This window comes from Klebsiella sp. ZJOU C1, assembly GCF_035620215.1.
In the GTDB taxonomy this organism is placed as follows: domain Bacteria; phylum Pseudomonadota; class Gammaproteobacteria; order Enterobacterales; family Enterobacteriaceae; genus Klebsiella; species Klebsiella variicola.
In genome coordinates, this window is the sequence record NZ_CP141644.1 from 399254 (window position 1) to 423035 (window position 23782).

Annotated in this window: 28 protein-coding genes; 21 read left to right on the plus strand and 7 right to left on the minus strand. The window is 57.1% G+C overall.

Going from position 1 to position 23782, the window contains the following annotated elements; all coding sequences use genetic code 11:
- Positions 1 to 68: 68 nt before the first annotated feature.
- From hfq to hflC, 4 genes are all read left to right on the plus strand, one after another.
- Positions 69 to 377 (plus strand): RNA chaperone Hfq, encoded by a 309-nt coding sequence (gene hfq, locus SPE70_RS01880; RefSeq protein WP_002885659.1) that lies wholly within the window; start codon positions 69 to 71, stop codon positions 375 to 377.
- 75 nt (positions 378 to 452) lie between these two features.
- The gene (gene hflX / locus SPE70_RS01885; protein ID WP_008807194.1) at positions 453 to 1733 is read left to right on the plus strand and encodes a ribosome rescue GTPase HflX; all 1281 of its coding nucleotides are present in this window, start codon (positions 453 to 455) and stop codon (positions 1731 to 1733) included.
- Positions 1734 to 1798: 65 nt separating this feature from the next.
- Positions 1799 to 3061 (plus strand): FtsH protease activity modulator HflK, encoded by a 1263-nt coding sequence (gene hflK / locus SPE70_RS01890; protein ID WP_012543112.1) that lies wholly within the window; start codon positions 1799 to 1801, stop codon positions 3059 to 3061.
- A gap of 2 nt (positions 3062 to 3063) precedes the next feature.
- Positions 3064 to 4068, plus strand: a complete 1005-nt coding sequence (gene hflC, locus SPE70_RS01895) for a protease modulator HflC (RefSeq protein ID WP_002885662.1) — start codon at positions 3064 to 3066, stop codon at positions 4066 to 4068.
- Positions 4069 to 4150: 82 nt separating this feature from the next.
- On the opposite strand, the gene SPE70_RS01900 is transcribed toward hflC, so the two are convergent.
- Complete coding sequence (locus SPE70_RS01900) at positions 4151 to 4441, minus strand: hypothetical protein (RefSeq protein WP_008807192.1); 291 nt, start codon at positions 4439 to 4441, stop codon at positions 4151 to 4153.
- Between the two features lie 223 nt (positions 4442 to 4664).
- Here SPE70_RS01900 and SPE70_RS01905 point away from each other — a divergent pair, with 223 nt between their 5' ends.
- From SPE70_RS01905 to SPE70_RS01930, 6 genes are all read left to right on the plus strand, one after another.
- Positions 4665 to 4862, plus strand: coding sequence for a DUF2065 domain-containing protein (locus SPE70_RS01905; RefSeq protein WP_002885664.1), 198 nt, complete (start codon positions 4665 to 4667; stop codon positions 4860 to 4862).
- 102 nt (positions 4863 to 4964) lie between these two features.
- A complete protein-coding gene (locus tag SPE70_RS01910) occupies positions 4965 to 6263 on the plus strand; it encodes an adenylosuccinate synthase (protein WP_008807190.1) in 1299 nt (432 codons plus the stop codon).
- 150 nt (positions 6264 to 6413) lie between these two features.
- Complete coding sequence (gene nsrR, locus SPE70_RS01915) at positions 6414 to 6839, plus strand: nitric oxide-sensing transcriptional repressor NsrR (protein ID WP_002885667.1); 426 nt, start codon at positions 6414 to 6416, stop codon at positions 6837 to 6839.
- Positions 6840 to 6875: 36 nt separating this feature from the next.
- Positions 6876 to 9314 carry a ribonuclease R gene (gene rnr / locus SPE70_RS01920; RefSeq protein ID WP_008807189.1) on the plus strand — a complete coding sequence of 813 codons (2439 nt, stop codon included), beginning with the start codon at positions 6876 to 6878 and terminating at the stop codon, positions 9312 to 9314.
- Positions 9315 to 9396: 82 nt separating this feature from the next.
- A complete protein-coding gene (rlmB, locus tag SPE70_RS01925) occupies positions 9397 to 10128 on the plus strand; it encodes a 23S rRNA (guanosine(2251)-2'-O)-methyltransferase RlmB (RefSeq protein WP_022064854.1) in 732 nt (243 codons plus the stop codon).
- Between the two features lie 125 nt (positions 10129 to 10253).
- The gene (locus SPE70_RS01930) at positions 10254 to 11891 is read left to right on the plus strand and encodes an isovaleryl-CoA dehydrogenase (RefSeq protein WP_324726445.1); all 1638 of its coding nucleotides are present in this window, start codon (positions 10254 to 10256) and stop codon (positions 11889 to 11891) included.
- Here the strand turns inward: SPE70_RS01930 and yjfN are convergent.
- Together yjfN and bsmA are read right to left on the minus strand one after the other, a co-directional pair.
- Positions 11882 to 12157, minus strand: a complete 276-nt coding sequence (gene yjfN / locus SPE70_RS01935; protein WP_008807186.1) for a DUF1471 family protease activator YjfN — start codon at positions 12155 to 12157, stop codon at positions 11882 to 11884. The two genes, SPE70_RS01930 and yjfN, sit on opposite strands and share 10 nt — an antisense overlap.
- A gap of 137 nt (positions 12158 to 12294) precedes the next feature.
- On the minus strand, positions 12295 to 12603 hold the full coding sequence (gene bsmA / locus SPE70_RS01940; protein WP_008807185.1) for a biofilm peroxide resistance protein BsmA: 309 nt from the start codon (positions 12601 to 12603) through the stop codon (positions 12295 to 12297).
- A 209-nt stretch (positions 12604 to 12812) separates the two neighbouring features.
- Between bsmA and yjfP the strand changes: the two genes are divergently transcribed.
- Complete coding sequence (gene yjfP, locus SPE70_RS01945) at positions 12813 to 13529, plus strand: esterase (RefSeq protein WP_023296924.1); 717 nt, start codon at positions 12813 to 12815, stop codon at positions 13527 to 13529.
- Here the strand turns inward: yjfP and ulaR are convergent.
- Both ulaR and ulaG read right to left on the minus strand, forming a co-directional pair.
- Complete coding sequence (gene ulaR, locus SPE70_RS01950) at positions 13526 to 14281, minus strand: HTH-type transcriptional regulator UlaR (protein WP_008807183.1); 756 nt, start codon at positions 14279 to 14281, stop codon at positions 13526 to 13528. The genes yjfP and ulaR overlap by 4 nt on opposite strands.
- A gap of 107 nt (positions 14282 to 14388) precedes the next feature.
- A complete protein-coding gene (gene ulaG, locus SPE70_RS01955; RefSeq protein WP_008807182.1) occupies positions 14389 to 15453 on the minus strand; it encodes an L-ascorbate 6-phosphate lactonase in 1065 nt (354 codons plus the stop codon).
- A gap of 366 nt (positions 15454 to 15819) precedes the next feature.
- Between ulaG and ulaA the strand changes: the two genes are divergently transcribed.
- The 6 genes from ulaA to SPE70_RS01985 are packed head-to-tail and all read left to right on the plus strand — an operon-like array spanning position 15820 to position 20229.
- Entirely contained in the window at positions 15820 to 17220 is a 1401-nt protein-coding gene (ulaA, locus tag SPE70_RS01960) for a PTS ascorbate transporter subunit IIC (protein WP_012543107.1), read from the plus strand.
- A gap of 12 nt (positions 17221 to 17232) precedes the next feature.
- Positions 17233 to 17538, plus strand: a complete 306-nt coding sequence (gene ulaB / locus SPE70_RS01965; protein ID WP_023291723.1) for a PTS ascorbate transporter subunit IIB — start codon at positions 17233 to 17235, stop codon at positions 17536 to 17538.
- A gap of 9 nt (positions 17539 to 17547) precedes the next feature.
- Positions 17548 to 18015: a PTS ascorbate transporter subunit IIA gene (gene ulaC / locus SPE70_RS01970; protein ID WP_023323509.1), complete on the plus strand. Its 468-nt coding sequence runs from the start codon at positions 17548 to 17550 to the stop codon at positions 18013 to 18015.
- Between the two features lie 13 nt (positions 18016 to 18028).
- Positions 18029 to 18679, plus strand: coding sequence for a 3-keto-L-gulonate-6-phosphate decarboxylase UlaD (ulaD, locus tag SPE70_RS01975; protein ID WP_008807179.1), 651 nt, complete (start codon positions 18029 to 18031; stop codon positions 18677 to 18679).
- Positions 18680 to 18688: 9 nt separating this feature from the next.
- The gene (locus SPE70_RS01980) at positions 18689 to 19543 is read left to right on the plus strand and encodes an L-ribulose-5-phosphate 3-epimerase (protein ID WP_008807178.1); all 855 of its coding nucleotides are present in this window, start codon (positions 18689 to 18691) and stop codon (positions 19541 to 19543) included.
- Positions 19543 to 20229 carry an L-ribulose-5-phosphate 4-epimerase gene (locus SPE70_RS01985; RefSeq protein WP_048964020.1) on the plus strand — a complete coding sequence of 229 codons (687 nt, stop codon included), beginning with the start codon at positions 19543 to 19545 and terminating at the stop codon, positions 20227 to 20229. Before SPE70_RS01980 ends, SPE70_RS01985 begins: the two co-directional genes overlap by 1 nt.
- A gap of 62 nt (positions 20230 to 20291) precedes the next feature.
- Here SPE70_RS01985 and SPE70_RS01990 read toward each other — a convergent pair whose 3' ends face one another.
- On the minus strand, positions 20292 to 21485 hold the full coding sequence (locus tag SPE70_RS01990; protein ID WP_048964019.1) for an MFS transporter: 1194 nt from the start codon (positions 21483 to 21485) through the stop codon (positions 20292 to 20294).
- 149 nt (positions 21486 to 21634) lie between these two features.
- Positions 21635 to 21910 (minus strand): YdgH/BhsA/McbA family protein, encoded by a 276-nt coding sequence (locus tag SPE70_RS01995; RefSeq protein ID WP_002885689.1) that lies wholly within the window; start codon positions 21908 to 21910, stop codon positions 21635 to 21637.
- 341 nt (positions 21911 to 22251) lie between these two features.
- On the opposite strand from SPE70_RS01995, the gene rpsF reads away from it, so the two are divergent.
- Genes rpsF through rplI form a run of 4 tightly spaced genes read left to right on the plus strand, consistent with a single transcriptional unit; the run spans position 22252 to position 23690 of the window.
- The gene (rpsF, locus tag SPE70_RS02000) at positions 22252 to 22647 is read left to right on the plus strand and encodes a 30S ribosomal protein S6 (RefSeq protein WP_008807174.1); all 396 of its coding nucleotides are present in this window, start codon (positions 22252 to 22254) and stop codon (positions 22645 to 22647) included.
- 5 nt (positions 22648 to 22652) lie between these two features.
- On the plus strand, positions 22653 to 22967 hold the full coding sequence (priB, locus tag SPE70_RS02005) for a primosomal replication protein N (protein ID WP_002885722.1): 315 nt from the start codon (positions 22653 to 22655) through the stop codon (positions 22965 to 22967).
- A 4-nt stretch (positions 22968 to 22971) separates the two neighbouring features.
- Positions 22972 to 23199, plus strand: coding sequence for a 30S ribosomal protein S18 (gene rpsR / locus SPE70_RS02010; protein ID WP_000135199.1), 228 nt, complete (start codon positions 22972 to 22974; stop codon positions 23197 to 23199).
- A gap of 41 nt (positions 23200 to 23240) precedes the next feature.
- Positions 23241 to 23690, plus strand: a complete 450-nt coding sequence (rplI, locus tag SPE70_RS02015; protein ID WP_008807173.1) for a 50S ribosomal protein L9 — start codon at positions 23241 to 23243, stop codon at positions 23688 to 23690.
- The last annotated feature ends 92 nt before the right edge of the window (positions 23691 to 23782 follow it).

Here is a 23782-nt window from a genome sequence, read left to right on the forward strand (position 1 = left end):
GCGTAATTTTTTTTAAGAATCGTAAGGTTCTGAGTACAAAACAAGCATACATATAAGGAAAAGAGAGAATGGCTAAGGGGCAATCTTTACAAGATCCGTTCCTGAACGCTTTGCGTCGGGAACGCGTTCCGGTTTCTATTTATTTGGTGAATGGTATCAAGCTGCAAGGGCAAATTGAGTCTTTCGATCAGTTCGTGATCCTGTTGAAGAACACGGTCAGCCAGATGGTCTATAAGCACGCAATTTCTACTGTTGTCCCGTCTCGCCCGGTGTCTCACCACAGCAATAATGCTGGCGGCGGTTCCAGTAACTATCACCACGGTGGTAGCGCGCAGGGCTCTTCTGCGCCGCAACAAGACAGCGACGACGCCGAATAAGGCCAGTGCTGTTTTTCCACGCCGGGGAGCCAGGTTTTCTGTGTTCCCCGCTGGTATTTTATAAGGGGTTTACGCTTGTTTGACCGTTATGACGCCGGTGAGCAGGCGGTACTGGTACACATCTATTTTTCGCAAGACAAAGATATGGAAGATCTCCAGGAGTTTGAAACTCTGGCCTCTTCCGCCGGTGTCGAAGCAATGCAGGTGATTACCGGTAGCCGTAAAGCACCGCACCCGAAGTATTTTGTTGGTGAAGGTAAGGCAGTCGAAATTGCGGAAGCCGTTAAAGCGACCGGCGCGTCGGTCGTGCTCTTCGATCATGCCCTGAGTCCGGCGCAAGAACGCAACCTGGAACGTCTGTGCGAATGCCGGGTTATCGATCGCACCGGTCTTATTTTAGATATTTTCGCCCAGCGCGCGCGCACCCATGAAGGGAAACTGCAGGTTGAGCTGGCGCAGTTGCGCCATATGGCAACCCGCCTCGTCCGCGGCTGGACCCACCTTGAAAGACAGAAAGGCGGGATTGGTTTGCGTGGCCCGGGTGAAACCCAGCTCGAAACCGACCGTCGTTTATTGCGTAACCGCATCATGCAGATCCTGTCGCGACTGGAAAAAGTTGAGAAACAGCGTGAGCAGGGGCGGCGGTCGCGCGCGAAAGCCGATATTCCAACCGTGTCGCTGGTGGGCTACACCAACGCCGGAAAATCAACGCTCTTTAACCAGATCACCGCTGCCGAGGTCTATGCCGCGAACCAGCTGTTCGCCACCCTGGACCCGACGCTGCGCCGCATTGACGTCCCTGACGTCGGCGAAACGGTACTGGCCGATACCGTCGGCTTTATTCGCCATCTGCCGCACGATCTGGTAGCCGCGTTTAAAGCGACGTTGCAGGAGACGCGTCAGGCGACGCTGCTGCTGCATGTGATTGACGCGGCGGATGTCCGTGTGCAGGAAAACATTGATGCGGTAAATACGGTTCTCGCTGAGATTGAAGCCGATGAGATCCCAGCGCTGATGGTGATGAACAAAATCGACATGCTTGACGATTTTGAACCGCGCATCGATCGCGACGATGAAAATAAACCGATTCGGGTCTGGCTTTCAGCGCAGACCGGGGTTGGCGTACCACTGCTTTTTCAGGCATTAACGGAACGTCTTTCCGGTGAAGTGGCCCAGCATACGCTGCGCTTACCGCCGAAAGAAGGGCGACTGAGAAGCCGTTTCTATCAGCTTCAGGCGATAGAAAAAGAGTGGATGGAGGATGACGGCAGCGTGAGTCTGCAGGTGCGCATGCCGATCGTTGACTGGCGGCGCCTCTGTAAGCAAGAGCCAACGCTTGTTGACTATGTGGTTTAACCTTGCAGCTTGCCTGAAGATATTGACCCCTGTGGGGATATCAAAAACAAATATGGAGCATATACATGGCGTGGAATCAGCCCGGTAATAACGGACAGGACCGCGACCCGTGGGGGAGCAGCAAACCTGGCGGCAACTCTGAGGGAAATGGCAACAAAGGTGGTCGCGAGCAGGGGCCGCCGGATCTGGATGATATCTTCCGCAAGTTAAGTAAAAAACTTGGCGGGCTCGGCGGCGGCAAGGGCGGACTGGGCGGTGGTAATAACGCGCAGACCCCTCGCGGACCGATGGGCGGGCGTATTGTCGGCATCGTTGCCGCGGCGGCAGTGATTATCTGGGCGGCCAGCGGTTTTTATACCATTAAAGAAGCCGAACGCGGCGTCGTGACCCGTTTTGGTAAGTTCAGCCATCTGGTTGAGCCAGGCCTGAACTGGAAACCGACCTTTATCGATAACGTTCAGGCGGTGAACGTGGAGTCGGTACGTGAACTGGCCGCTTCCGGCGTCATGCTGACCTCTGACGAAAACGTCGTGCGCGTTGAGATGAACGTGCAGTACCGCGTCACCGATCCGGAACGCTATCTGTTTAGCGTTACCAGCGCGGATGACAGTCTGCGTCAGGCGACTGACAGCGCGCTGCGCGGCGTGATCGGCAAATACACCATGGATCGCATTCTGACCGAAGGTCGTACTGTGATCCGTAGCGATACCCAGCGCGAGCTGGAAGAGACTATCCGCCCGTACAACATGGGGATCACCCTGCTGGACGTCAACTTCCAGACGGCACGTCCGCCGGAAGAGGTGAAGGCGGCGTTTGACGATGCCATTGCCGCGCGTGAGAACGAGCAGCAGTACATCCGTGAAGCGGAAGCTTATACCAACGAAGTACAGCCGCGGGCGAATGGCCAGGCGCAGCGTATCCTTGAAGAGGCGCGTGCCTACAAGACCCAGACCGTCCTGGAAGCCCAGGGTGAAGTGGCTCGCTTTGCTAAGCTCCTGCCGGAATACAAAGCCGCGCCGGAAATTACCCGCGAGCGTCTGTATATCGAAACCATGGAAAAAGTGCTGAGCCACACCCGCAAAGTGCTGGTCAATGACAGCAAAAACGGCAATCTGATGGTTCTGCCGCTTGACCAGATGCTGAAAGGCGCCGCTGCGCCGGCAGCAAAGAGCGATAGCAGTGACGCCAGCGATCTGCTGCGTCTGCCACCTGCATCCAGCACAGGCAGCGCCAGCACCTCATCAACCTCGAGCTCAACCGGGGGTAGCATTATGGACCAACGCCGCGCTAACGCGCAGCGTAACGACTACCAGCGTCAGGGGGAATAACGATGCGTAAATCTGTTATCGCGATCATTGTCATCGTGCTGGTAGTGCTCTACATGTCAGTCTTTGTCGTAAAGGAAGGCGAGCGCGGGATTACGCTGCGTTTCGGTAAAGTTCTGCGCGACGACGAAAACAAGCCGCTGGTGTATGCGCCGGGCCTGCACTTCAAGATCCCGTTTATCGAATCGGTGAAGATGCTGGATGCGCGTATCCAGACCATGGACAACCAGGCTGACCGTTTTGTGACCAAAGAGAAAAAAGACCTGATCGTCGACTCCTATATCAAGTGGCGCATCAGTGACTTCAGCCGTTACTACCTGGCAACCGGCGGCGGCGACGTCTCCCAGGCCGAGGTGCTGCTGAAGCGTAAATTCTCTGACCGTCTGCGTTCTGAAATTGGTCGTCTGGATGTGAAAGACATCGTCACCGACTCCCGTGGCCGCCTGACGCTGGAAGTGCGCGATGCGCTGAACTCGGGTTCTGCTGGCACGGAAGACGAGGTCAGCACCCCGGCGGCTGATGACGCTATCGCCAAAGCCGCTGAGCGGGTGGAAGCGGAAACCAACGGCAAAGTGCAGGTGATCAACCCGAACAGTATGGCGGCGCTGGGTATCGAAGTTGTCGACGTGCGTATCAAACAGATCAACCTGCCGGCAGAAGTGTCGGAAGCGATTTATAACCGTATGCGCGCGGAGCGTGAAGCGGTTGCTCGTCGCCACCGTTCACAGGGTCAGGAAGAAGCTGAGAAACTGCGCGCGACCGCAGACTACGAAGTCACCAAGACGCTGGCGGAAGCCGAGCGCCAGGGTCGTATCCTGCGTGGTGAAGGCGATGCGGAATCGGCAAAACTGTTTGCCGACGCGTTCAGCCAGGATCCAGGCTTCTACTCCTTTATCCGTAGCCTGCGCGCCTATGAGAAGAGCTTCCAGAGCAACCAGGATGTGATGGTCCTGAGCCCGGACAGTGATTTCTTCCGCTATATGCGTTCACCGGATTCGGCGCGTAAATAAGCCGCAGAGGGTGTAAGCCTGAAGTGCTAACGCGAAAAGGCGCCTGTTTCAGGCGCCTTTTTTCATACTGCGGGGGCGTGAATTAGTTGCCGAGCAGTTTGTTCAGCAGGCCACCGATCACCGGCAGGCTCGCCAGCGCACTTTCGATGGTGCCACCGATAGTCGACCCAACGCTTTCGCCCAGGGTTTTGCCCAGGTCTGGCGCCAGGTCGGCCAGATTGAGGGTGCCAATCAGCGGCAGGTTGATGCTCAGGGCATCGGTACCCATCGTCCATGCGGCGGCGCCGACCTTGCTGCCTAAGGAAGCCAGGCCATCCTGTAACCAGCCTGCGCCGCTCACATTTTCGATTTCAAACGCGGTTAATTCTCTCATGATAATCTTCCTGATTATGTAGACGTACCGGGTTGTAGTACGCGACGGCATAGTTACAATTTAAAAAATATGCAGCAATACAATTAGTTGTGAATTTTGTTTCACCTTGCCAGTTCATAATGAAGATGAAATACGGGACAATGTGAAATGAGTGAATGAATTCACCATGCTGGCCGATGACGCCCGCGAGGGCGACGATAATACTTTTCAATTAGGGTTGATAATGAACTCCACCATTTGGCTGGCGCTGGCGCTGGTTTTAGTACTCGAAGGGCTCGGCCCGCTGCTCTATCCTCGCGCCTGGCGCAAAATGGTCGCCAGCCTGAGCCAGTTACCGGATAATTTATTGCGCCGCTTTGGCGGCGGACTTGTGGTTGCAGGGATTGTGATCTACTACATGTTGAGGAAATCGATTGGCTGATCAAAAAGTGGTCGGATTTGCCTTATTTTGGATGCAAAAAGTGCTGTAACTCTGAAAAAGCGATGGTAGAATCCATTTTTAAGCAAACGGTGATTTTGAAAAATGGGTAACAACGTCGTCGTACTGGGCACCCAATGGGGTGACGAAGGTAAAGGGAAGATCGTCGATCTCCTGACAGAACGGGCTAAATATGTTGTGCGCTACCAGGGTGGCCATAACGCAGGCCATACTCTCGTAATCAACGGTGAAAAAACCGTCCTCCATCTTATTCCATCAGGTATTCTCCGTGAGAATGTAATCAGCATCATCGGTAACGGTGTTGTGCTGTCTCCGGCTGCGCTGATGAAAGAGATGAAAGGTCTGGAAGACCGTGGTATCCCTGTTCGTGAGCGTCTGCTGCTGTCCGAAGCCTGCCCGCTTATCCTCGACTATCACGTGGCGCTGGACGTCGCACGTGAGAAAGCACGCGGTGCGAAAGCTATCGGTACGACCGGTCGCGGTATCGGCCCGGCTTACGAAGATAAAGTTGCTCGTCGCGGTCTGCGCGTTGGCGACCTGTTTGATAAAGCCACCTTCGCTGACAAACTGAAAGAAGTGATGGAATATCACAACTTCCAGTTGGTGAACTTCTACAAAGCAGAGGCGGTTGACTACCAGAAAGTGCTGGACGATGTCATGGCGATTGCCGACATCCTCACCGGCATGGTCGTTGATGTTTCCGATCTGCTGGATCAGGCGCGTAAGCGCGGCGACTTCGTGATGTTCGAAGGCGCGCAGGGCACGCTGCTGGATATCGACCACGGTACCTATCCGTACGTAACTTCCTCCAACACCACCGCGGGTGGCGTGGCGACCGGTTCTGGCCTGGGTCCGCGTTATGTGGATTACGTACTGGGTATCATCAAAGCTTACTCGACTCGCGTAGGCGCGGGTCCGTTCCCGACCGAGCTGTTTGATGAAACTGGCGAGTTCCTCTGCAAGCAGGGTAACGAATTCGGCGCCACCACCGGTCGTCGTCGTCGTACCGGCTGGCTGGACGCGGTTGCAGTACGCCGCGCGGTGCAGATTAACTCCCTGTCCGGCTTCTGCCTGACTAAACTGGACGTCCTCGACGGCCTGAAAGAAGTGAAAATCTGCGTCGGCTACCGTATGCCGGACGGCCGTGAAGTGACCACCACTCCGCTGGCTGCCGACAACTGGGAAGGTATCGAGCCTATCTACGAAACCATGCCGGGCTGGTCCGAAACCACCTTTGGCGTGAAAGAGCGCAGCGGTCTGCCGCAGGCAGCGCTGAACTACATCGCTCGTATTGAAGAGCTGACCGGCGTGCCGGTGGATATCATCTCTACTGGTCCAGACCGTACCGAGACCATGATTCTGCGCGACCCGTTCGACGCGTAATCACTCTCAAGGGGCGCCGTTCGGGCGCCCTTGTTTTTGCTGTTCGCCCGCCCCATTTCAAATAAATTAGCGGCCTGAGCGCTGGCTGGTTTATCATCAATAATAATGATGTCGCTCGACATACCCTGTTTTCTTTTCCCTGAGGTTTATGTGCAGTTAACGAGTTTCACCGATTACGGATTACGCGCGCTGATTTATATGGCGTCGCTGCCGGAAGGACGCATGACCAGCATCTCGGAAGTGACCGAGGTCTATGGCGTCTCCCGTAATCATATGGTTAAAATAATCAATCAGTTAAGCCGCATGGGCTACGTGACTGCCGTGCGGGGGAAGAATGGGGGCATTCGCCTCGGTAAACCAGCAGGGCAGATCCGCGTGGGCGACGTGGTGCGCGACCTTGAACCCTTATCGCTGGTCAACTGCAGCAGCGAATTTTGCCACATTACACCAGCCTGTCGTCTGAAACAGGCGCTAGCTGAAGCCGCGCAGAGTTTTCTCAAGGAGCTGGATAACTATACGCTGGCTGATTTGGTTGAGAAGAATCAACCGCTTTATAAATTATTACTGGTGGAGTGACGCCACTCTGCCGGAGATGACAACGGAGGAACCGATATGTCACAAGATCCATTCCAGGAACGCGAAGCTGAGAAGTACGCGAATCCCATCCCGAGCCGGGAATTTATCCTCGAACATTTAACCAAACGGGAAAAGCCTGCCAGCCGCGATGAGCTGGCCATCGAGTTGAATATTGAGGGCGAAGAACAAATAGAAGCGCTGCGCCGCCGCCTGCGCGCGATGGAGCGCGACGGTCAGCTGGTCTTCACACGCCGCCAGTGCTATGCGCTGCCGGAGCGTCTTGATCTCCTCAAAGGTACCGTTATTGGCCACCGTGATGGCTATGGATTCCTGCGCGTTGAAGGGCGCAAGGACGATCTGTATCTGTCGTCAGAGCAGATGAAAACCTGTATTCACGGTGACCAGGTGCTGGCCCAGCCGCTGGGTGCGGACCGTAAGGGCCGCCGCGAGGCGCGCATCGTTCGTGTGCTGGTACCGAAAACCAGCCAGATTGTTGGCCGCTACTTCACCGACGCTGGTGTCGGCTTCGTCGTCCCGGACGACAGTCGCCTGAGCTTCGATATCCTGATCCCGCCTGAAGATATTATGGGCGCGCGGATGGGCTACGTGGTGGTGGTCGAACTGACCCAGCGCCCAACCCGCCGCACCAAAGCGGTCGGGAAAATCGTCGAAGTGCTGGGCGACAACATGGGCACCGGCATGGCCGTCGATATGGCGCTGCGTACCCATGAAATTCCTTACGTCTGGCCGCCGGCGGTGGAAAAACAAGTTTCCGGCCTCAAAGAGCAGGTGCCGGAAGAGGCGAAAGCCGGACGCGTCGATCTGCGCTCTCTGCCGCTGGTCACTATTGATGGCGAAGATGCCCGCGACTTCGATGACGCGGTGTACTGCGAGAAGAAACGCGGCGGCGGCTGGCGTCTGTGGGTGGCTATCGCCGACGTGAGCTACTATGTGCGCCCTGGTACGCCGCTGGACGGCGAAGCGCGTAGCCGCGGGACGTCGGTCTACTTCCCGTCGCAGGTGGTACCGATGCTGCCGGAAGTGCTGTCGAACGGCCTGTGCTCGCTGAACCCGCAGGTCGATCGCCTGTGTATGGTGTGCGAGATGACGATTTCGTCAAAAGGCCGCCTGACCGGCTTTAAGTTCTATGAAGCGGTGATGAGTTCACATGCTCGCCTGACCTACACCAAAGTGTGGCATATGCTGCAGGGCGATCAGGAGCTGCGCGAACACTACGCGCCGCTGGTGAAGCATATTGAAGAGCTGCATAACCTCTACAAAGTGCTGGAGAGCGCCCGCGAAGAGCGCGGCGGTATCTCATTTGAAAGTGAAGAAGCTAAATTCATCTTCAATGCCGAACGCCGTATTGAGCGTATCGAACAGACTCAGCGTAACGATGCGCATAAGCTGATTGAAGAGTGTATGATCCTGGCGAACATCTCCGCCGCGCGTTTCGTTGAGAAAGCGCAGGAGCCGGCACTGTTCCGTATCCACGATAAGCCAAGCACCGAAGCGATTACCTCGTTCCGTACCGTGCTGGCTGAGCTGGGACTGGAGCTGCCGGGCGGCAACAAGCCGGAGCCGCGCGATTACGCCGAACTGTTGACCTCCATTGCCGATCGTCCGGATGCCGAAATGCTGCAAACGATGCTCCTGCGCTCCATGAAGCAGGCGGTCTACGATCCGGAAAACCGTGGCCACTTTGGCCTGGCGCTGCAGTCATACGCCCACTTCACCTCGCCGATTCGCCGCTACCCGGATCTGTCGCTACACCGCGCCATCAAGTATCTGCTGGCAAAAGAGCAGGGACATAAAGGGAATAGCACCGAGACCGGCGGCTGGCACTACAGCATGGAAGAGATGCTCCAGCTGGGCCAGCACTGTTCGATGACCGAGCGCCGCGCCGACGAAGCGACGCGTGAAGTGTCCGACTGGCTGAAGTGCGACTTCATGCAGGATCAGGTGGGCAACACCTTCTCCGGTGTCATCGCCAGCGTGACCGGCTTTGGCTTCTTTGTCCGCCTGAACGATCTGTTTATCGATGGTCTGGTGCATGTCTCCTCCCTGGATAACGACTATTACCGTTTTGACCAGGTTGGCCAGCGGCTGATCGGCGAGTCCGGCGGCCAGACTTATCGTCTGGGCGACCGCGTGGAAGTCCGCGTGGAAGCCGTCAACATGGATGAGCGTAAGATTGATTTCAGCCTGATTTCCAGCGAGCGTGCGCCGCGTAATGTTGGCAAAACCGCCCGTGAGAAAGCGAAAAAGAGTACCTCTGGCAAACCGGGTGGCCGTCGCCGCCAGGTGGGTAAACAGGTGAACTTCGAGCCGGATAGCGCGTTCCGCAAAGAAAAAGACCAGGCTAAAGCGAAGCCCAAAGGCGAGAAGAAAGCGAAAAAACCGTCGGCGAAAACACAGAAAATCGCCGCCGCGACCAAAGCCAAGCGCGCGGCAAAGAAGAAAATCGCCGAGTGATTGACGTCCCTTCACCCCAGCAGTCTGCTGGCGCAGAACGGGGTGAAGGGGACGGATAACAGAACCTAAAACGAGTACATCAATGAGTGAAATGATTTACGGCATCCATGCGGTGCAGGCACTGCTGGAACGCGCACCTGAGCGTTTTCAGGAAGTTTATATTCTGAAAGGCCGTGAGGATAAGCGCCTGCTGCCGCTGATCCATGCCCTGGAAGCGCAGGGCGTGGTGATTCAGGTGGCCAACCGCCAGTTCCTCGATGAGAAGAGCGAAGGCGCGGTGCATCAGGGGATCATTGCCCGCGTGAAGCCAGGACGTCAGTATCAGGAGAACGATCTGCCGGATCTGCTGGCGCAGCACGATCAGCCGTTCCTGCTGATCCTCGACGGCGTAACCGATCCGCACAACCTCGGCGCCTGCCTGCGTAGCGCTGATGCCGCTGGTGTGCATGCGGTGATCGTGCCAAAAGATCGTTCCGCTCAGCTGAATGCGACGGCGAAGAAAGTGGCCTGCGGCGCGGCGGAGAACGTCCCGCTGATCCGCGTGACCAACCTGGCGCGTACCATGCGTCTGCTGCAGGAAGCGGACGTCTGGATCGTCGGGACCGCTGGCGAAGCCGACCATACGCTGTTCCAGAGCAAAATGACCGGCCCGATGGCGCTGGTGATGGGCGCTGAAGGTGAAGGTATGCGTCGTCTGACCCGCGAGCACTGCGATGAGCTGATCAGCATCCCGATGGCGGGTAGCGTCTCCTCGCTGAACGTCTCGGTGGCCACCGGCATCTGCCTGTTTGAAGCGGTACGCCAGCGCAGCTAAGCTGAACCGTCGACGAATCCAAAAAAGCCATCCTCCGGGATGGCTTTTTTGTGACCGCTTTCGCGGGCGAGAATCCCCCTGGAAAACCATACTTATGGCTATCGCCATTGATGGAGGGAGACACGATGCACTGGCAAACGCACACCGTTTTTAATCAACCGACTCCGCTGAATAACAGCAATCTTTTCCTGTCCGATACCGCCTTGCGTGAAGCGGTGGTCCGCGAAGGCGCCGGCTGGGATGGCGATCTGCTCGCCAGCATTGGCCAGCAGCTGGGGACCGCCGAATCGCTGGAGCTGGGACGCCTGGCCAACAGTAACCCACCGGAGCTGCTGCGCTATGACGCCACTGGCGCCCGGCTGGACGACGTACGCTTCCATCCCGCCTGGCACCTGCTGATGCAGGGGCTGTGCGCGAACCGGGTGCATAACCTCGCCTGGCAGGAGGATGCCCGCGAAAGCGCGTTTGTGGCGCGTGCCGCCCGCTTTCTGCTTCATGCCCAGGTGGAGGCCGGGACGTTGTGCCCGATTACCATGACCTTCGCCGCGACGCCCCTGCTGCAGCACGCCCTGCCCGCGCCCTTTCGCGACTGGCTGTCGCCGCTGCTGAGCGACCGTTACGATCCCCACCTCGCGCCTGGCGGCCAGAAGCGCGGCCTGCTGATCGGCATGGGGATGACCGAGAAGCAAGGGGGCTCCGATGTGCTGAGCAATACCACCCGCGCGGAGAAAACGGCGGAAGGGTTTTACCGGCTGGTGGGACACAAGTGGTTCTTCTCAGTGCCGCAGAGCGATGCCCACCTGGTGCTGGCCCAGGCCCCCGCGGGACTGTCGTGCTTCTTTGTGCCGCGTCTGCTGCCCGACGGGCAGCGCAACGGCGTGCGTCTTGAACGCTTAAAAGAGAAGCTCGGCAACCGCTCCAACGCCAGCAGTGAAGTGGAGTTTTATGATGCCTGCGGCTGGCTGGTGGGCGAAGAGGGCGACGGCGTGCGGCAGATCCTCAGGATGGGCGGCCTGACCCGCTTTGACTGCGCGCTGGGCAGCCATGCCCTGATGCGTCGCGCCTTCTCGGTGGCGCTGTATCACGCGCTACAGCGTCAGGCGTTTGGCAAAAACCTGGTCGATCAGCCGATGATGCGCCAGCTGCTGGGGCAAATGGCGCTGCGTCTGGAGGGGCAAACCGCGTTTCTGTTTCGCCTGGCTCGCGCCTGGGACCGTCGGGAGGATGCCCGGGAAAGCGCATGGGTGCGCCTGTTTACGCCGGCGGCCAAGTTTGCCATCTGTAAGGCCGGCATCCCGTTTGTCGCCGAGGCGATGGAAGTGCTCGGCGGCATCGGCTATTGCGAGGAGAGCGAACTCCCGCGCCTCTACCGTGAGATGCCGGTCAACAGCATCTGGGAAGGTTCCGGCAACATTATGTGTCTCGATGTCATGCGGGTGCTCAGCAAGCAGCCGACGGCGATGGAGCTGCTGGCGGCAGAGTGCGCGGAGGTGAAAGGACAGAATCGCCATCTCGACCGCGCGTGGCGTCAACTGCAGCAGCTGCTGAGACGGCCCGCCGAAGAGCAGGGGAGAGAGATTGCCCGGCTGGTCTATCGTCTTGGCGCGGGGGCGCAGATGCTGCGCCACGCTTCGCCGCCGCTGGCTGAAGCCTGGTGTCGGATGATGCTCGACACCCGCGGCGGCATGCGTCTTGATGCGCCGACCCTCGACGACCTGCTGCTGCGGGCCATGGGGCGCGGGCGCCAGGCGCCTCAGGCGTAGAGAATGGCCTGTACGCGCCAGCTGTCCGGCTGTTGTTCTTCGTACATCTGAATAATGCGATACCAGGAGGCGCCTTGCTCGTCCGCTTTGCGGGCAATGGCGTGCTCCACATCCTGTTGGCTGCCGGAAAGATTAGTGACGGAGATCAGACCGATTTCATTCAGGCCAGTGACGCAATCCGCGCTGGCGAATTCGGCTGACTGCGCGGACGTATTGGCCGTCGCAGCGGTAAACAGCAGGCTGGGTAGGGTAAAAGATCGTTTCATCGTCAGCTCCATTTCACGTAGTCCCAAGGGCAGTCCGTTGCTAACGTCCTGCCAGGTGGCTGGCCGAACGTTATTATGCACAGGAGAACGTGAATGGACGCAAAGCTGTGTAAAGCAGATTTAAAGACGCCGCCTCGTCATCGACGATAGAGGATCGCCTGCGAATACCACTGGCCGGGTACCATGGTGTCATCGATCATGATGATGACGTAGTAATCGGCTTTGGCCGCTTCTGCTTTGGCCTTCAGCGCCGCTTCGACATCCATCGGCGAACCGTACATCAGCACACTCACCGTGGCCATTTTCTGCAGGCCAGCCGTCTGGTTACGCTGGATCTCCTGCGGATGGTCGGTGGCGGGCGGCGGGGCTTCCGGCGTTCCCTGCAAGGCACTACACCCGCTGAGGACGATAGCCAGTAACCACGGTGAAAACCTGCGCATAACCATATCTCGTTTCCTGATAGTGATAGTGTAGTGGTAGCCTTAACAGGATTGCCGGGGAATGTTCCCGAACTGTTATCTCTGACGCGATTTTCGAATGAAAATGTTGTGAAAGCGTAACCGGGTTCTCAACATTATGAATCGTAGCAAACTGGGTTGCCCGGTGAATGAATTTTCCCATGACGCCTTACCACGATAGAGAAGGGAGACGATAAATGATTGCACTAGAAATGCGCAACCTCGGCGGCGGTGAAATTTTGCATGCCTGCCCGCAGGAGAGTCTGAATAAACCCTTGCCCTGTATCGTTTTTTATCATGGCTTTACCTCGTCGAAGCTGGTCTACAGCTACTTTGCGGTGGCGTTGGCCGAGGCCGGATTCCGGGTGATCATGCCGGATGCGCCGGAGCATGGGGCGCGTTATCAGGGCGACGAGGCCGGGCGGATGCAGCGCTTCTGGCCGATCCTGCAGCAGAATTTCAGGGAGTTTCCCGCGCTGCGCGAGGCGATTATCGCCGAGGGATGGCTGGAGGGAGAGCGGCTGGCGGTGGCTGGCGCCTCGATGGGAGGGATGACGGCGCTGGGCATCATGACGCACCATCCCGAACTGAACAGCGTCGCTTGTCTGATGGGGTCGGGCTATTTTCGTTCGCTGTCGCAAACCCTGTTTCCCTCGCCTGGCTTTGATGCTGACAGTCTCCGCGAATGGGATGTCAGCCATCAGCTGGCGTCCCTTGCCCGGCGGCCGCTGTTGCTCTGGCATGGGGACGCTGACGATGTGGTGCCGCCGGAAGAGACCTTCCGTCTTGAGCAGGCGCTCCGGCAAGGCGATCTTACCGCCAGGCTGACCTGCGTCTGGCAAAAGGGCGTCCGCCATCGCATTACGCCAGAGGCGCTGGCCGCGACGGTCGCCTTTTTCCGCCAGCATCTTTAAACGCGGATCACGCTGACGCCCTGATCCTCAAGCTGTTTGAGGATTGCGGCATCAGCCTGTTTCCCGGTGATCACCACGTCAATTTGCCCGGCCTGGCTGAATAACATCCCGGCGCGCTCGCCGACCTTGCTGCTGTCGACCAGCACCGCCAGTTTGCCGACCACGTTGAGCATTTTCTGCTCGGCCATGGCGGTCAACATATCGGTTTTGTAGAGCCCTTCGGCGGTGAGTCCTTTGCCGCTGGTGAACATCCAGTGCCCGGCATACAGGCTGTTTTCGCTACCGTGGGGGCTGAGCGTGATGGCGTGGCTGCGGTTATACTGCCCGCCCATGATAATCACGCTGTCGTGCTCCTGATCGATCAGATAATTAGCCAGCGGCAGATAGTTGGTGATGATCTGCACCGGTTTACCGCACAGTTCCCGCCCCAGCAGAAAGGCGGTGGAGCCGCAGTTAATGACGATGCTTTCCCCCGGCGCGATCAGCTGCGAAGCGGCGCGTGCGATACGCACTTTTTCATCCAGATTTTGCGCCTGGTGGATGTTCATTGGCGTCCAGCGGGGGCGCTGCTCACTAATGGCTTCCGCGCCATTGCGAACCTTTTTCAGTTTGCCGCTTTCATCCAGCTTGTTGATATCACGTCGGGCGGTTGCGGGTGAGATCCCGAGCCGCGACATCACCTGCTCTACGGTAACAAACCCCGTTTGGGCGAGCAGATCCAGCAGAATTTGGTGCCTTTGCGCTTCCGTCATGAGCGAATCCGATTAAAAGTGAACGGCAAAGATGATATTTGAAATCATGTGAAAATACTAACCCTGCGGCGGGGTATTTCCGGCAGGCAGTGCCTGCCGGAGGCGGCTTACAGGAAGGATTTGAACGGCAGGTCCGGCTCAATGGTAAAGCAGTCATCGAAGCCGCGCGGGTAGTGATATTCGAAATTGTCTTTATCCAGCGGCCAGGTAAATTTGCCGCCGACCTGCCAGATAAACGGCTTGAAGCCGTACTTCAGACGATCCTTTTTCATCTCCCACAGGACGCGGATCTCCTGCGGATCGGCCTGAAAGTTTGACCAGATATCATGGTGGAACGGGATCACCACTTTAGCGTTGAGCGACTCCGCCATACGCAGGATATCGGCGCTGGTCATTTTGTCGGTGATGCCGCGCGGGTTCTCGCCATACGAGCCGAGGGCGACGTCAATTTGATGCTCGTTGCCGTGCTTCGCGTAGTAGTTGGAGTAGTGGGAATCGCCGCTGTGGTAGAGATTGCCGCCCGGCGTTTTAAACAGATAGTTGACTGCGCGCTGGTCCATGCCGTCCGGCAGCACGCCGGCGGCTTTTTGATCTGCCGGGAGGGTGATCAGCGCTGTGCGATCGAACGCGTCGAGCGCGTGGATCTCAATGTCTTTGATCTTCACCACATCACCGGGCTTCATGACGATACAGCGCGCTTTCGGTACGCCCCAGCCGATCCACAGGTCGACACAGGTTTTCGGCCCAATAAAGGGCACATCGGCCGGGCAGTTCTGCATCACGGCGGCGGCGACGTTGACGTCAATATGATCGTTATGATCATGGGTCGCCAGTACGGCGTCAATCTGGCGAATGGCGAACGGATCGAGCACGAACGGGGTGGTGCGCAGGTTCGGCTGCAGTTTCTTCACCCCCGCCATCCGCTGCATTTGATGGCCGGTTTTCATCAGCGGATTGCCGTGGCTCTGTTTACCGGTGCCGCACCAGAAATCGACGCAGACGTTAGCCCCACCCTCGGATTTTAACCAGATGCCGGTACAGCCCAGCCACCACATGGCGAAGGTGCCTGGCGCAACCTGCTCTTGTTCAATCTCTTCATTCAGCCAGCTACCCCATTCCGGAAAAGTGTTCAGGATCCATGATTCTCGGGTGATGGTTTGGACTTTACTCATCGCGGTCTTCCTCATGCATTTTCAAAAGTGATCAGTATTTGATTGGTTTTGATTTATGTTGTCACTGTGTTTTCAAGATTGCAATCTCGTTTTCCTGCATTTTTGCGAGGCGTCGCGCATAATTTCCGGGCTCCATCCGCTCAAATTGACGTTAGATGTTGTTTTATCTATATGATTTAAAAATGTTTATTTGTGTGTCTACGTACATAATTGGTAATGACCAGAGTGAAAGTGAGGATTATTGCGGCGTACGTCACATTTAATCAAATTCAATCTTGTTGTGATTATTTTTGATTATTAGAGTGAGGGCGACGACAACTGCTGAGCGACATGCGCGTTCAAAGCCTTCCTCTTCTGGAGTGTGTTATGGAGATCCTCTACAACATCTTTACCGTCTTCTTTAATCAGGTCATGACCAATGCCCCGCTGCTGCTGGGTATCGTGACCTGCCTTGGCTATATCCTGTTGCGTAAAAGCGTCAGCGTGATTATCAAAGGTACGATCAAAACCATCATTGGTTTCATGCTGTTACAAGCCGGTTCCGGCATCCTCACCAGCACCTTTAAGCCGGTGGTGGCGAAAATGTCAGAGGTCTATGGCATCAATGGCGCGATTTCCGATACTTACGCCTCGATGATGGCGACCATCGACCGGATGGGCGAGGCCTACAGCTGGGTAGGGTATGCGGTGCTCCTGGCACTGGCGCTGAACATCTGTTACGTCCTGCTGCGCCGCATTACCGGTATCCGCACCATCATGCTGACTGGCCATATCATGTTTCAGCAGGCGGGGCTGATTGCGGTCTCGTTCTTCATCTTTGGTTACGGGATGTGGACGACCATTATCTGCACCGCGGTACTGGTCTCTCTGTACTGGGGGATCACCTCCAACATGATGTTCAAGCCTACCCAACTGGTCACCGACGGCTGCGGTTTTTCCATCGGTCACCAGCAGCAGTTTGCCTCGTGGATTGCTTACAAAGTGGCGCCGTATCTGGGGAAAAAAGAGGAGAGCGTCGAAGACCTCAAGCTGCCCGGCTGGCTGAATATCTTCCACGACAACATCGTCTCTACCGCGATTGTGATGACCATTTTCTTTGGCGCGATCCTGCTTTCCTTCGGTATTGATGTGGTGCAGGCGATGGCGGGCAAAACCCACTGGACGGTCTATATCCTGCAGACCGGTTTCTCCTTCGCGGTGGCCATTTTCATCATTACCCAGGGCGTGCGGATGTTCGTCGCCGAACTGTCCGAAGCCTTCAACGGCATCTCGCAACGCCTGATCCCCGGCGCGGTGCTGGCGATTGACTGCGCCGCGATCTACAGCTTTGCGCCGAATGCGGTGGTGTGGGGCTTTATGTGGGGCACCATCGGCCAGCTGATTGCCGTCGGCATTCTGGTCGGCATCGGCTCTTCAATTCTGATTATTCCAGGCTTTATCCCGATGTTCTTCTCCAACGCGACGATTGGCGTTTTTGCCAACCATTTCGGCGGCTGGCGTGCGGCGCTCAAGATCTGCCTGGTGATGGGCATGGTTGAAATTTTCGGCTGCGTATGGGCGGTGAAGCTCACCGGTATGAGCGCCTGGATGGGGATGGCGGACTGGTCGATTCTGGCGCCGCCGATGATGCAGGGCTTCGCCTCCATCGGGCTGGCGTTTATGGCCGTCATCATCCTGATTGCACTTGCTTATATGTTCTTCGCCGGCCGCGCGCTGCGTGCCGAGGAAGACGCGGAAAAACAACTGGCAGAGGCCTCTGCCCAATAAGGAGTTCTGATTATGACCGTACGTATTCTGGCTGTGTGTGGCAACGGGCAAGGCAGTTCCATGATCATGAAAATGAAGGTGGATCAGTTCCTGACGCAATCCAACATCGACCACACGGTAAACAGCTGCGCGGTAGGTGAATACAAAAGCGAACTGAACGGCGCGGATATCATCATCGCTTCAACCCATATCGCGGGGGAGATTACCGTCTCCGGCAATAAACACGTGGTGGGCGTACGCAATATGCTGTCGCCGGCGGATTTCGGCCCAAAACTGCTGGAGGTGATTAAAACTCACTTCCCGCAGGACGTGAAATAAGGAGCGGCCATGAAACTTCATGAATCGCTGGCGCAGAACCACTCCATTCGCCTGCAGGCGGAAGCGGAAACCTGGCAGGAGGCGGTAAAAATCGGCGTCGACCTGCTGGTGGCCGCCGACGTCGTGGAACCGCGCTATTACCAGGCCATTCTCGACGGCGTGGCCGAGCACGGCCCCTATTTTGTGATTGCCCCCGGGCTGGCGATGCCGCACGGGCGGCCGGAAGAGGGCGTCAGGAAAACCGGCTTTGCGCTGGTCACGCTAAAAAAACCGCTGGTTTTCAACCACGAAGATAACGACCCGGTCGACATTCTGATCACCATGGCGGCGGTTGATGCCACCACTCACCAGGAGGTGGGCATCATGCAGATCGTTAACCTGTTTGACGATGAAGCCAATTTCGACCGTTTACGCGCCTGCCGTAGCGAGCAGGAAGTGCTGGATTTAATCAAAAACGCCACCGCGGCGGCTGTTTAAAAGGAACACCATCATGTCATTACCTATGTTACAGGTCGCTCTGGACAACCAAACGCTGGCCAGTGCCTATGAAACGACCCGCCTGATCGCCGAAGAGGTGGATATCATTGAAGTCGGTACTATTCTTTGCGTCGGCGAAGGGGTGCGTGCGGTGCGCGATCTGAAGGCGCTGTATCCGCATAAAATCGTGCTGGCGGACGCCAAAATTGCCGACGCCGGCAAGATCCTGTCGCGGATGTGCTTTGAAGCCAACGCCGACTGGGTCACGGTGATCTGCTGTGCCGATATCAATACCGCCAAAGGGGCGCTGGACGTCGCCAAAGAATTTAACGGCGATGTGCAAATTGAGCTGACCGGCTTCTGGACCTGGGAACAGGCGCAGGCATGGCGCGAGGCGGGTATTCAGCAGGTGGTCTATCACCGCAGCCGCGACGCACAGGCGGCAGGCGTGGCGTGGAGCGAGGCGGATATCAGCGCGATTAAACGTTTGTCCGATATGGGCTTCAAAGTGACTGTCACCGGCGGTCTGGCGCTGGAAGACCTGCCGCTGTTCGCGGGTATCCCTATTCACGTCTTTATTGCCGGGCGCAGCATCCGCGATGCCGCCTCGCCGGTGGAAGCGGCGCGCCAGTTTAAACGCTCTATCGCCCAGCTGTGGGGTTAAGGAGCGGTTATGTTGGCGAAATCCATTCCGCTCGGCATCTATGAAAAAGCGCTCCCCGCCGGGGAGTGCTGGCTGGAGCGGCTGCAGCTGGCGAAGGCGCTGGGCTTTGATTTTGTGGAAATGTCTCTCGATGAAACGGACGTGCGCCTTGCGCGACTGGACTGGAGCCCCGAGCAGCGTCTGGCGCTGGTCAAGGCGGTGGCTGACACCGGCGTCCGGGTACCATCGATGTGCCTTAGCGCCCATCGCCGTTTTCCGCTGGGTAGTGAAGACGACGCGGTGCGTCATCAGGGGCTGGAAATTATGCGTAAAGCCATCCAGCTGGCGCAGGATGTGGGGATCCGGGTGATCCAGCTGGCAGGCTACGACGTCTATTACCAGCAGGCGAACGATGAGACGCGCCGCCGCTTTCGCGATGGCCTGAAACAGAGCGTCGAAATGGCCAGCCGTGCCCAGGTCACGCTGGCGATGGAGATCATGGATTACCCGCTGATGAACTCGATCAGTAAGGCCTTAGGCTACGCCCATTACCTGAATAATCCGTGGTTCCAGCTTTACCCTGATATCGGCAATCTGTCAGCGTGGGATAACGATGTCCAGATGGAACTGAAGGCGGGGAGCGGGCATATCGTGGCGGTACACGTCAAAGACACGAAACCTGGCGTCTTTAAAAACGTGCCGTTTGGCGAAGGGGTGGTCGATTTTGAACGCTGCTTCGAAACGCTCAAGCAGACCGGCTACTGCGGACCGTATCTGATTGAGATGTGGAGCGAAACCAGCGCTGATCCGCTGGCGGAGGTGGCGAAGGCACGTGACTGGGTGAAGGCGCGGATGGCCCGCGCGGGCCTGATGGAGGCGGCGTAATGCAACAACTGAAACAGCAGGTGTTCGAGGCCAATATGGCTCTGCCGCGCTACGGTCTGGTGACCTTCACCTGGGGCAATGTCAGCGCCATTGACCGGCAGCGCGGGCTGGTGGCGATCAAGCCCAGCGGCGTCGCCTATGAGACCATGAAGGCGGACGATATGGTTGTCGTGGATCTTGAGGGCAACGTGGTGGAAGGGCTGTATCGCCCCTCCTCTGATACCGCCACCCATCTGGCGCTCTATCGTCGTTATCCCGACCTTGGCGGAGTGGTGCATACCCACTCGACGCATGCCACCGCCTGGGCGCAGGCGGGGCTGGCGATCCCGGCGCTCGGCACCACCCATGCGGACTACTTCTTCGGTGATATCCCCTGTACCCGGGCGCTTAGCGCACAGGAGGTGGACGAGGCTTACGAGCTGAACACCGGGCAGGTGATTATCGAAACGCTGGGCGCGTCGAATCCGCTGCATACGCCTGGGATCGTCGTCTATCAGCACGGGCCGTTTGCCTGGGGCAAAGATGCCCACGAGGCGGTACACAACGCGGTGGTGATGGAAGAAGTGGCGCGCATGGCGTGGATTGCCCGCGGCATTAATCCGCAGCTGCAGCCCATCGACAGCTGGCTGATGAAAAAACATTTTCTGCGTAAACACGGGCCAAACGCCTACTATGGGCAGAAGTAAACAGCGTGCTCCGGGGCTTTCACCGTCACGGTGAAGCAACTGGTCTGGCCCCGGAGCCGTTTTTAATCCTGACGATAGGCCGATGGCATCACGCGCATGCCGATGAGCGTGACCATACAAATTATCGCGCCGGCGTAAAACGTCGAGGCGGCGCCGAAGGTTTCCCACAGTACCCCTGCGCCGGTACTGGCCAGCAGCAGCGCCAGGCCGCTCATCAGGTTGAACATACCGAATGCCGTACCGCGTAGTTCCGGCGGCGCGGTATGCGCAACCATCGCTGCCAGCAGGCCCTGGGTCATTCCCATATGAATCCCCCACAGCGCGACGCCGAGCAGCAGCGTACTCCAGTGGCCGCTGAGCGCCAGCACAATATCGGCGAGGATCAGCACCAGCAGTCCCCACTGCAGCAGTTTGCTGTGGCTCATGCTGTCTGAGAGTTTACCGAACGGGTAAGCCGTGAGGCTGTAGACCAGGTTCATCGCCACCATCACCAGCGGGATGGTAAACAGCGGGATCTCCATCTGCTGGGCGCGCAGCACCAGAAAGGCTTCGCTGAAGCGGGCGAGGGTGAAGATGCTGCCGATGGCGACTACCCACCAGTAGGCGGCGGAGAGCTTTTTCAGGTTTTCGCGCTTCAGTGGATTGCTGCGTTTGTGTGCGATGGCAGATTTTGGCTCCTGCAGGCCAAACCCGAGCAGGAGAATGGAGAGCACGGCGGGAATGACCGCCACCCAGAAAATAGCGTGAAAATCGTTGGCCCAGATAAACATCAGCAGCACCGCCAGCAGCGGGCCGAGAAAGGCGCCAACGGTATCCAGCGCCTGGCGGAGCCCGTAGGCGGCGCCGCGGATCTCCGGCGGGGTGACGTCGGCAACCAGCGCATCGCGCGGCGCGCCGCGAATACCTTTCCCTACGCGGTCAATCATGCGGGCGCTAAACACCACTCCGGCGGTGGGGGCGATGGCAAACAGCGGCTTACTGAGCGCGCCCAGGCCGTATCCCAGCAGCGCCAGTCCTTTGCGCTTGCCGACATAGTCGCTGATTACGCCAGAGAAGACTTTCAGGATCAGGGCGGTGGCTTCCGCCAGTCCCTCGATAAGACCGATAATTATCACGCTGGCGCCGAGGGTGGTGGCCATAAACAGCGGTAAGAGGCTGTGGATCATCTCGGAGGAGACATCCATCAGCAGGCTGACGCCGCCGAGTACCCAAACGCCTTTGGGGATACGGCCTAAGGTGGCGAAACGCGGAACCATCAATCACTCCTGATTATCAAATGGCGAGTGGCTGATTAAATCAGGTTGCGATGGCGCTGATAAGTCGGTTTGTAAAATAATTCTCAATTGCGTTTAGGTGAAAACCTCGCTTCGCCCCTCGCAAGGAGAGGCGAAGAATCGGGCAGGCGTTAGCGGTATATCACCGCGCTGGCGCGAAGCGGGCCGTTGGTTTCGGGTTCGTGCATCAGGATAGGCTGAAAGTATTTCGCCCCCTGCGCATCGCTCATCTGGCTAAGGGCCTGCTCGGCCTCGTGCTCAGTGGCCATATTGTGATTGATATAGATAACGCCGAGGCTCTGCACGTCGTCCATGTTGCGGGCCTGACGTTCGGTGATTTGGATAGCTGCCAGCGCGTTGGCGCTGAAGAAAAGCGCAGCCATCATGGCGATGATTTTCAGTTTCATATACTACGCTCCTGACTGACAGTCCTGACGCTGACTCGGGGGCTCTCCTGTGGTCGTTTGGCTCTGATATAAGTGTAATCGCTGCGCGTTCGTCGCATGGCGACCTTTTCTGATGCAGTCGTTCAAAAAAATGCCGCTTCCTTTATTGGTTAATTTTAAATCACCCACTTAGCGCCACTTGGCGCTTAGTGCGAATTATTTGTGCAAATCCGCTTGTGTTCCTGGGGGGGCGCCATTAGAATGACGCGTCAATTTTTCAGCCGCCCTTTAACACGTTCCTTGCCTCCATGGGCCGCGGCTGACCCAGACAGGAGGCTGAATAATCCGTAAGGAGCAATTCGATGCGTCATTACGAAATCGTTTTTATGGTCCATCCTGACCAGAGCGAACAGGTTCCGGGCATGATCGAACGTTACACTGGTGCAATCACTGCAGCAGCAGGTACGATCCACCGTCTGGAAGACTGGGGCCGCCGTCAGCTGGCTTATCCGATCAACAAACTGCACAAAGCTCACTACGTTCTGCTGAACGTTGAAGCACCGCAGGAAGCGATCGATGAGCTGGAAACTAACTTCCGCTTCAACGACGCCGTTATCCGCAGCATGGTAATGCGTACTAAGCACGCTGTTACCGAAGCATCTCCGATGGTTAAAGCGAAAGACGAGCGCCGTGAGCGTCGCGAAGATTTCGCCAACGAAACCGCAGATGATTCTGAAGCTGGGGATTCTGAAGAGTAATCCTGATGACCAACCGTCTGGAGCTGTCCGGCATTATTTGCAGGACTCCACTTCGTAAGGTCAGCCCGTCAGGAATTCCTCACTGCCAGTTCGTGCTTGAGCATCGTTCAGTGCAGGAGGAAGCCGGTTTTCACCGGCAGGCATGGTGTCAAATGCCCGTTATTATTAGCGGTCACGAAAACCAGGCCATTACTCACAGTATAACGGTCGGTAGCGCAGTAACCGTTCGAGGGTTCATCTCTTGCCATAAGGCAAAGAACGGCTTGAGCAAAATGGTTCTGCATGCCGAGCAGATTGAATTGATAGATTCTGGAGACTAGCCATATGGCACGTTATTTCCGTCGTCGCAAGTTCTGCCGTTTCACCGCGGAAGGCGTTCAAGAGATCGACTATAAAGATATCGCTACGCTGAAAAACTACATCACCGAAAGCGGTAAGATTGTCCCGAGCCGTATCACCGGTACCCGTGCAAAATATCAGCGTCAGCTGGCTCGCGCTATCAAACGCGCTCGCTACCTGTCCCTGCTGCCGTACACTGATCGTCATCAGTAATCGGTCACGGTCCATTAATACGACTTTGAGAGGATAAGGTAATGCAAGTTATTCTGCTTGATAAAGTAGCAAACCTGGGTAGCCTGGGTGATCAGGTTAACGTTAAAGCGGGCTATGCTCGTAACTTCCTGGTCCCGCAGGGTAAAGCTGTTCCTGCTACCAAGAAAAACGTTGAATTCTTCGAAGCACGTCGCGCTGAACTGGAAGCCAAACTGGCTGACGTTCTGTCAGCTGCTGAAGCTCGTGCTGCGCAGATCAACGCCCTGGAATCCGTAACCATCGCGTCCAAAGCTGGCGACGAAGGTAAACTGTTCGGTTCCATCGGTACTCGCGACATCGCTGACGCTGTTACTGCAGCAGGCGTTAAAGTTGCTAAGAGCGAAGTTCGCCTGCCGAACGGCGTTCTGCGTAACGTTGGCGAGCACGAAGTGGACTTCCAGGTTCACAGCGAAGTATTCGCTAAAGTTATCATCAACGTGGTTGCTGAGTAATCGGCCTCTGACGTTCTGGTAACAACAAATCGCCGGCCTTGTGCCGGCGTTTTGCTTTTTAGCGCCTTTCATTTTGTTGCGGCGGCGTAACG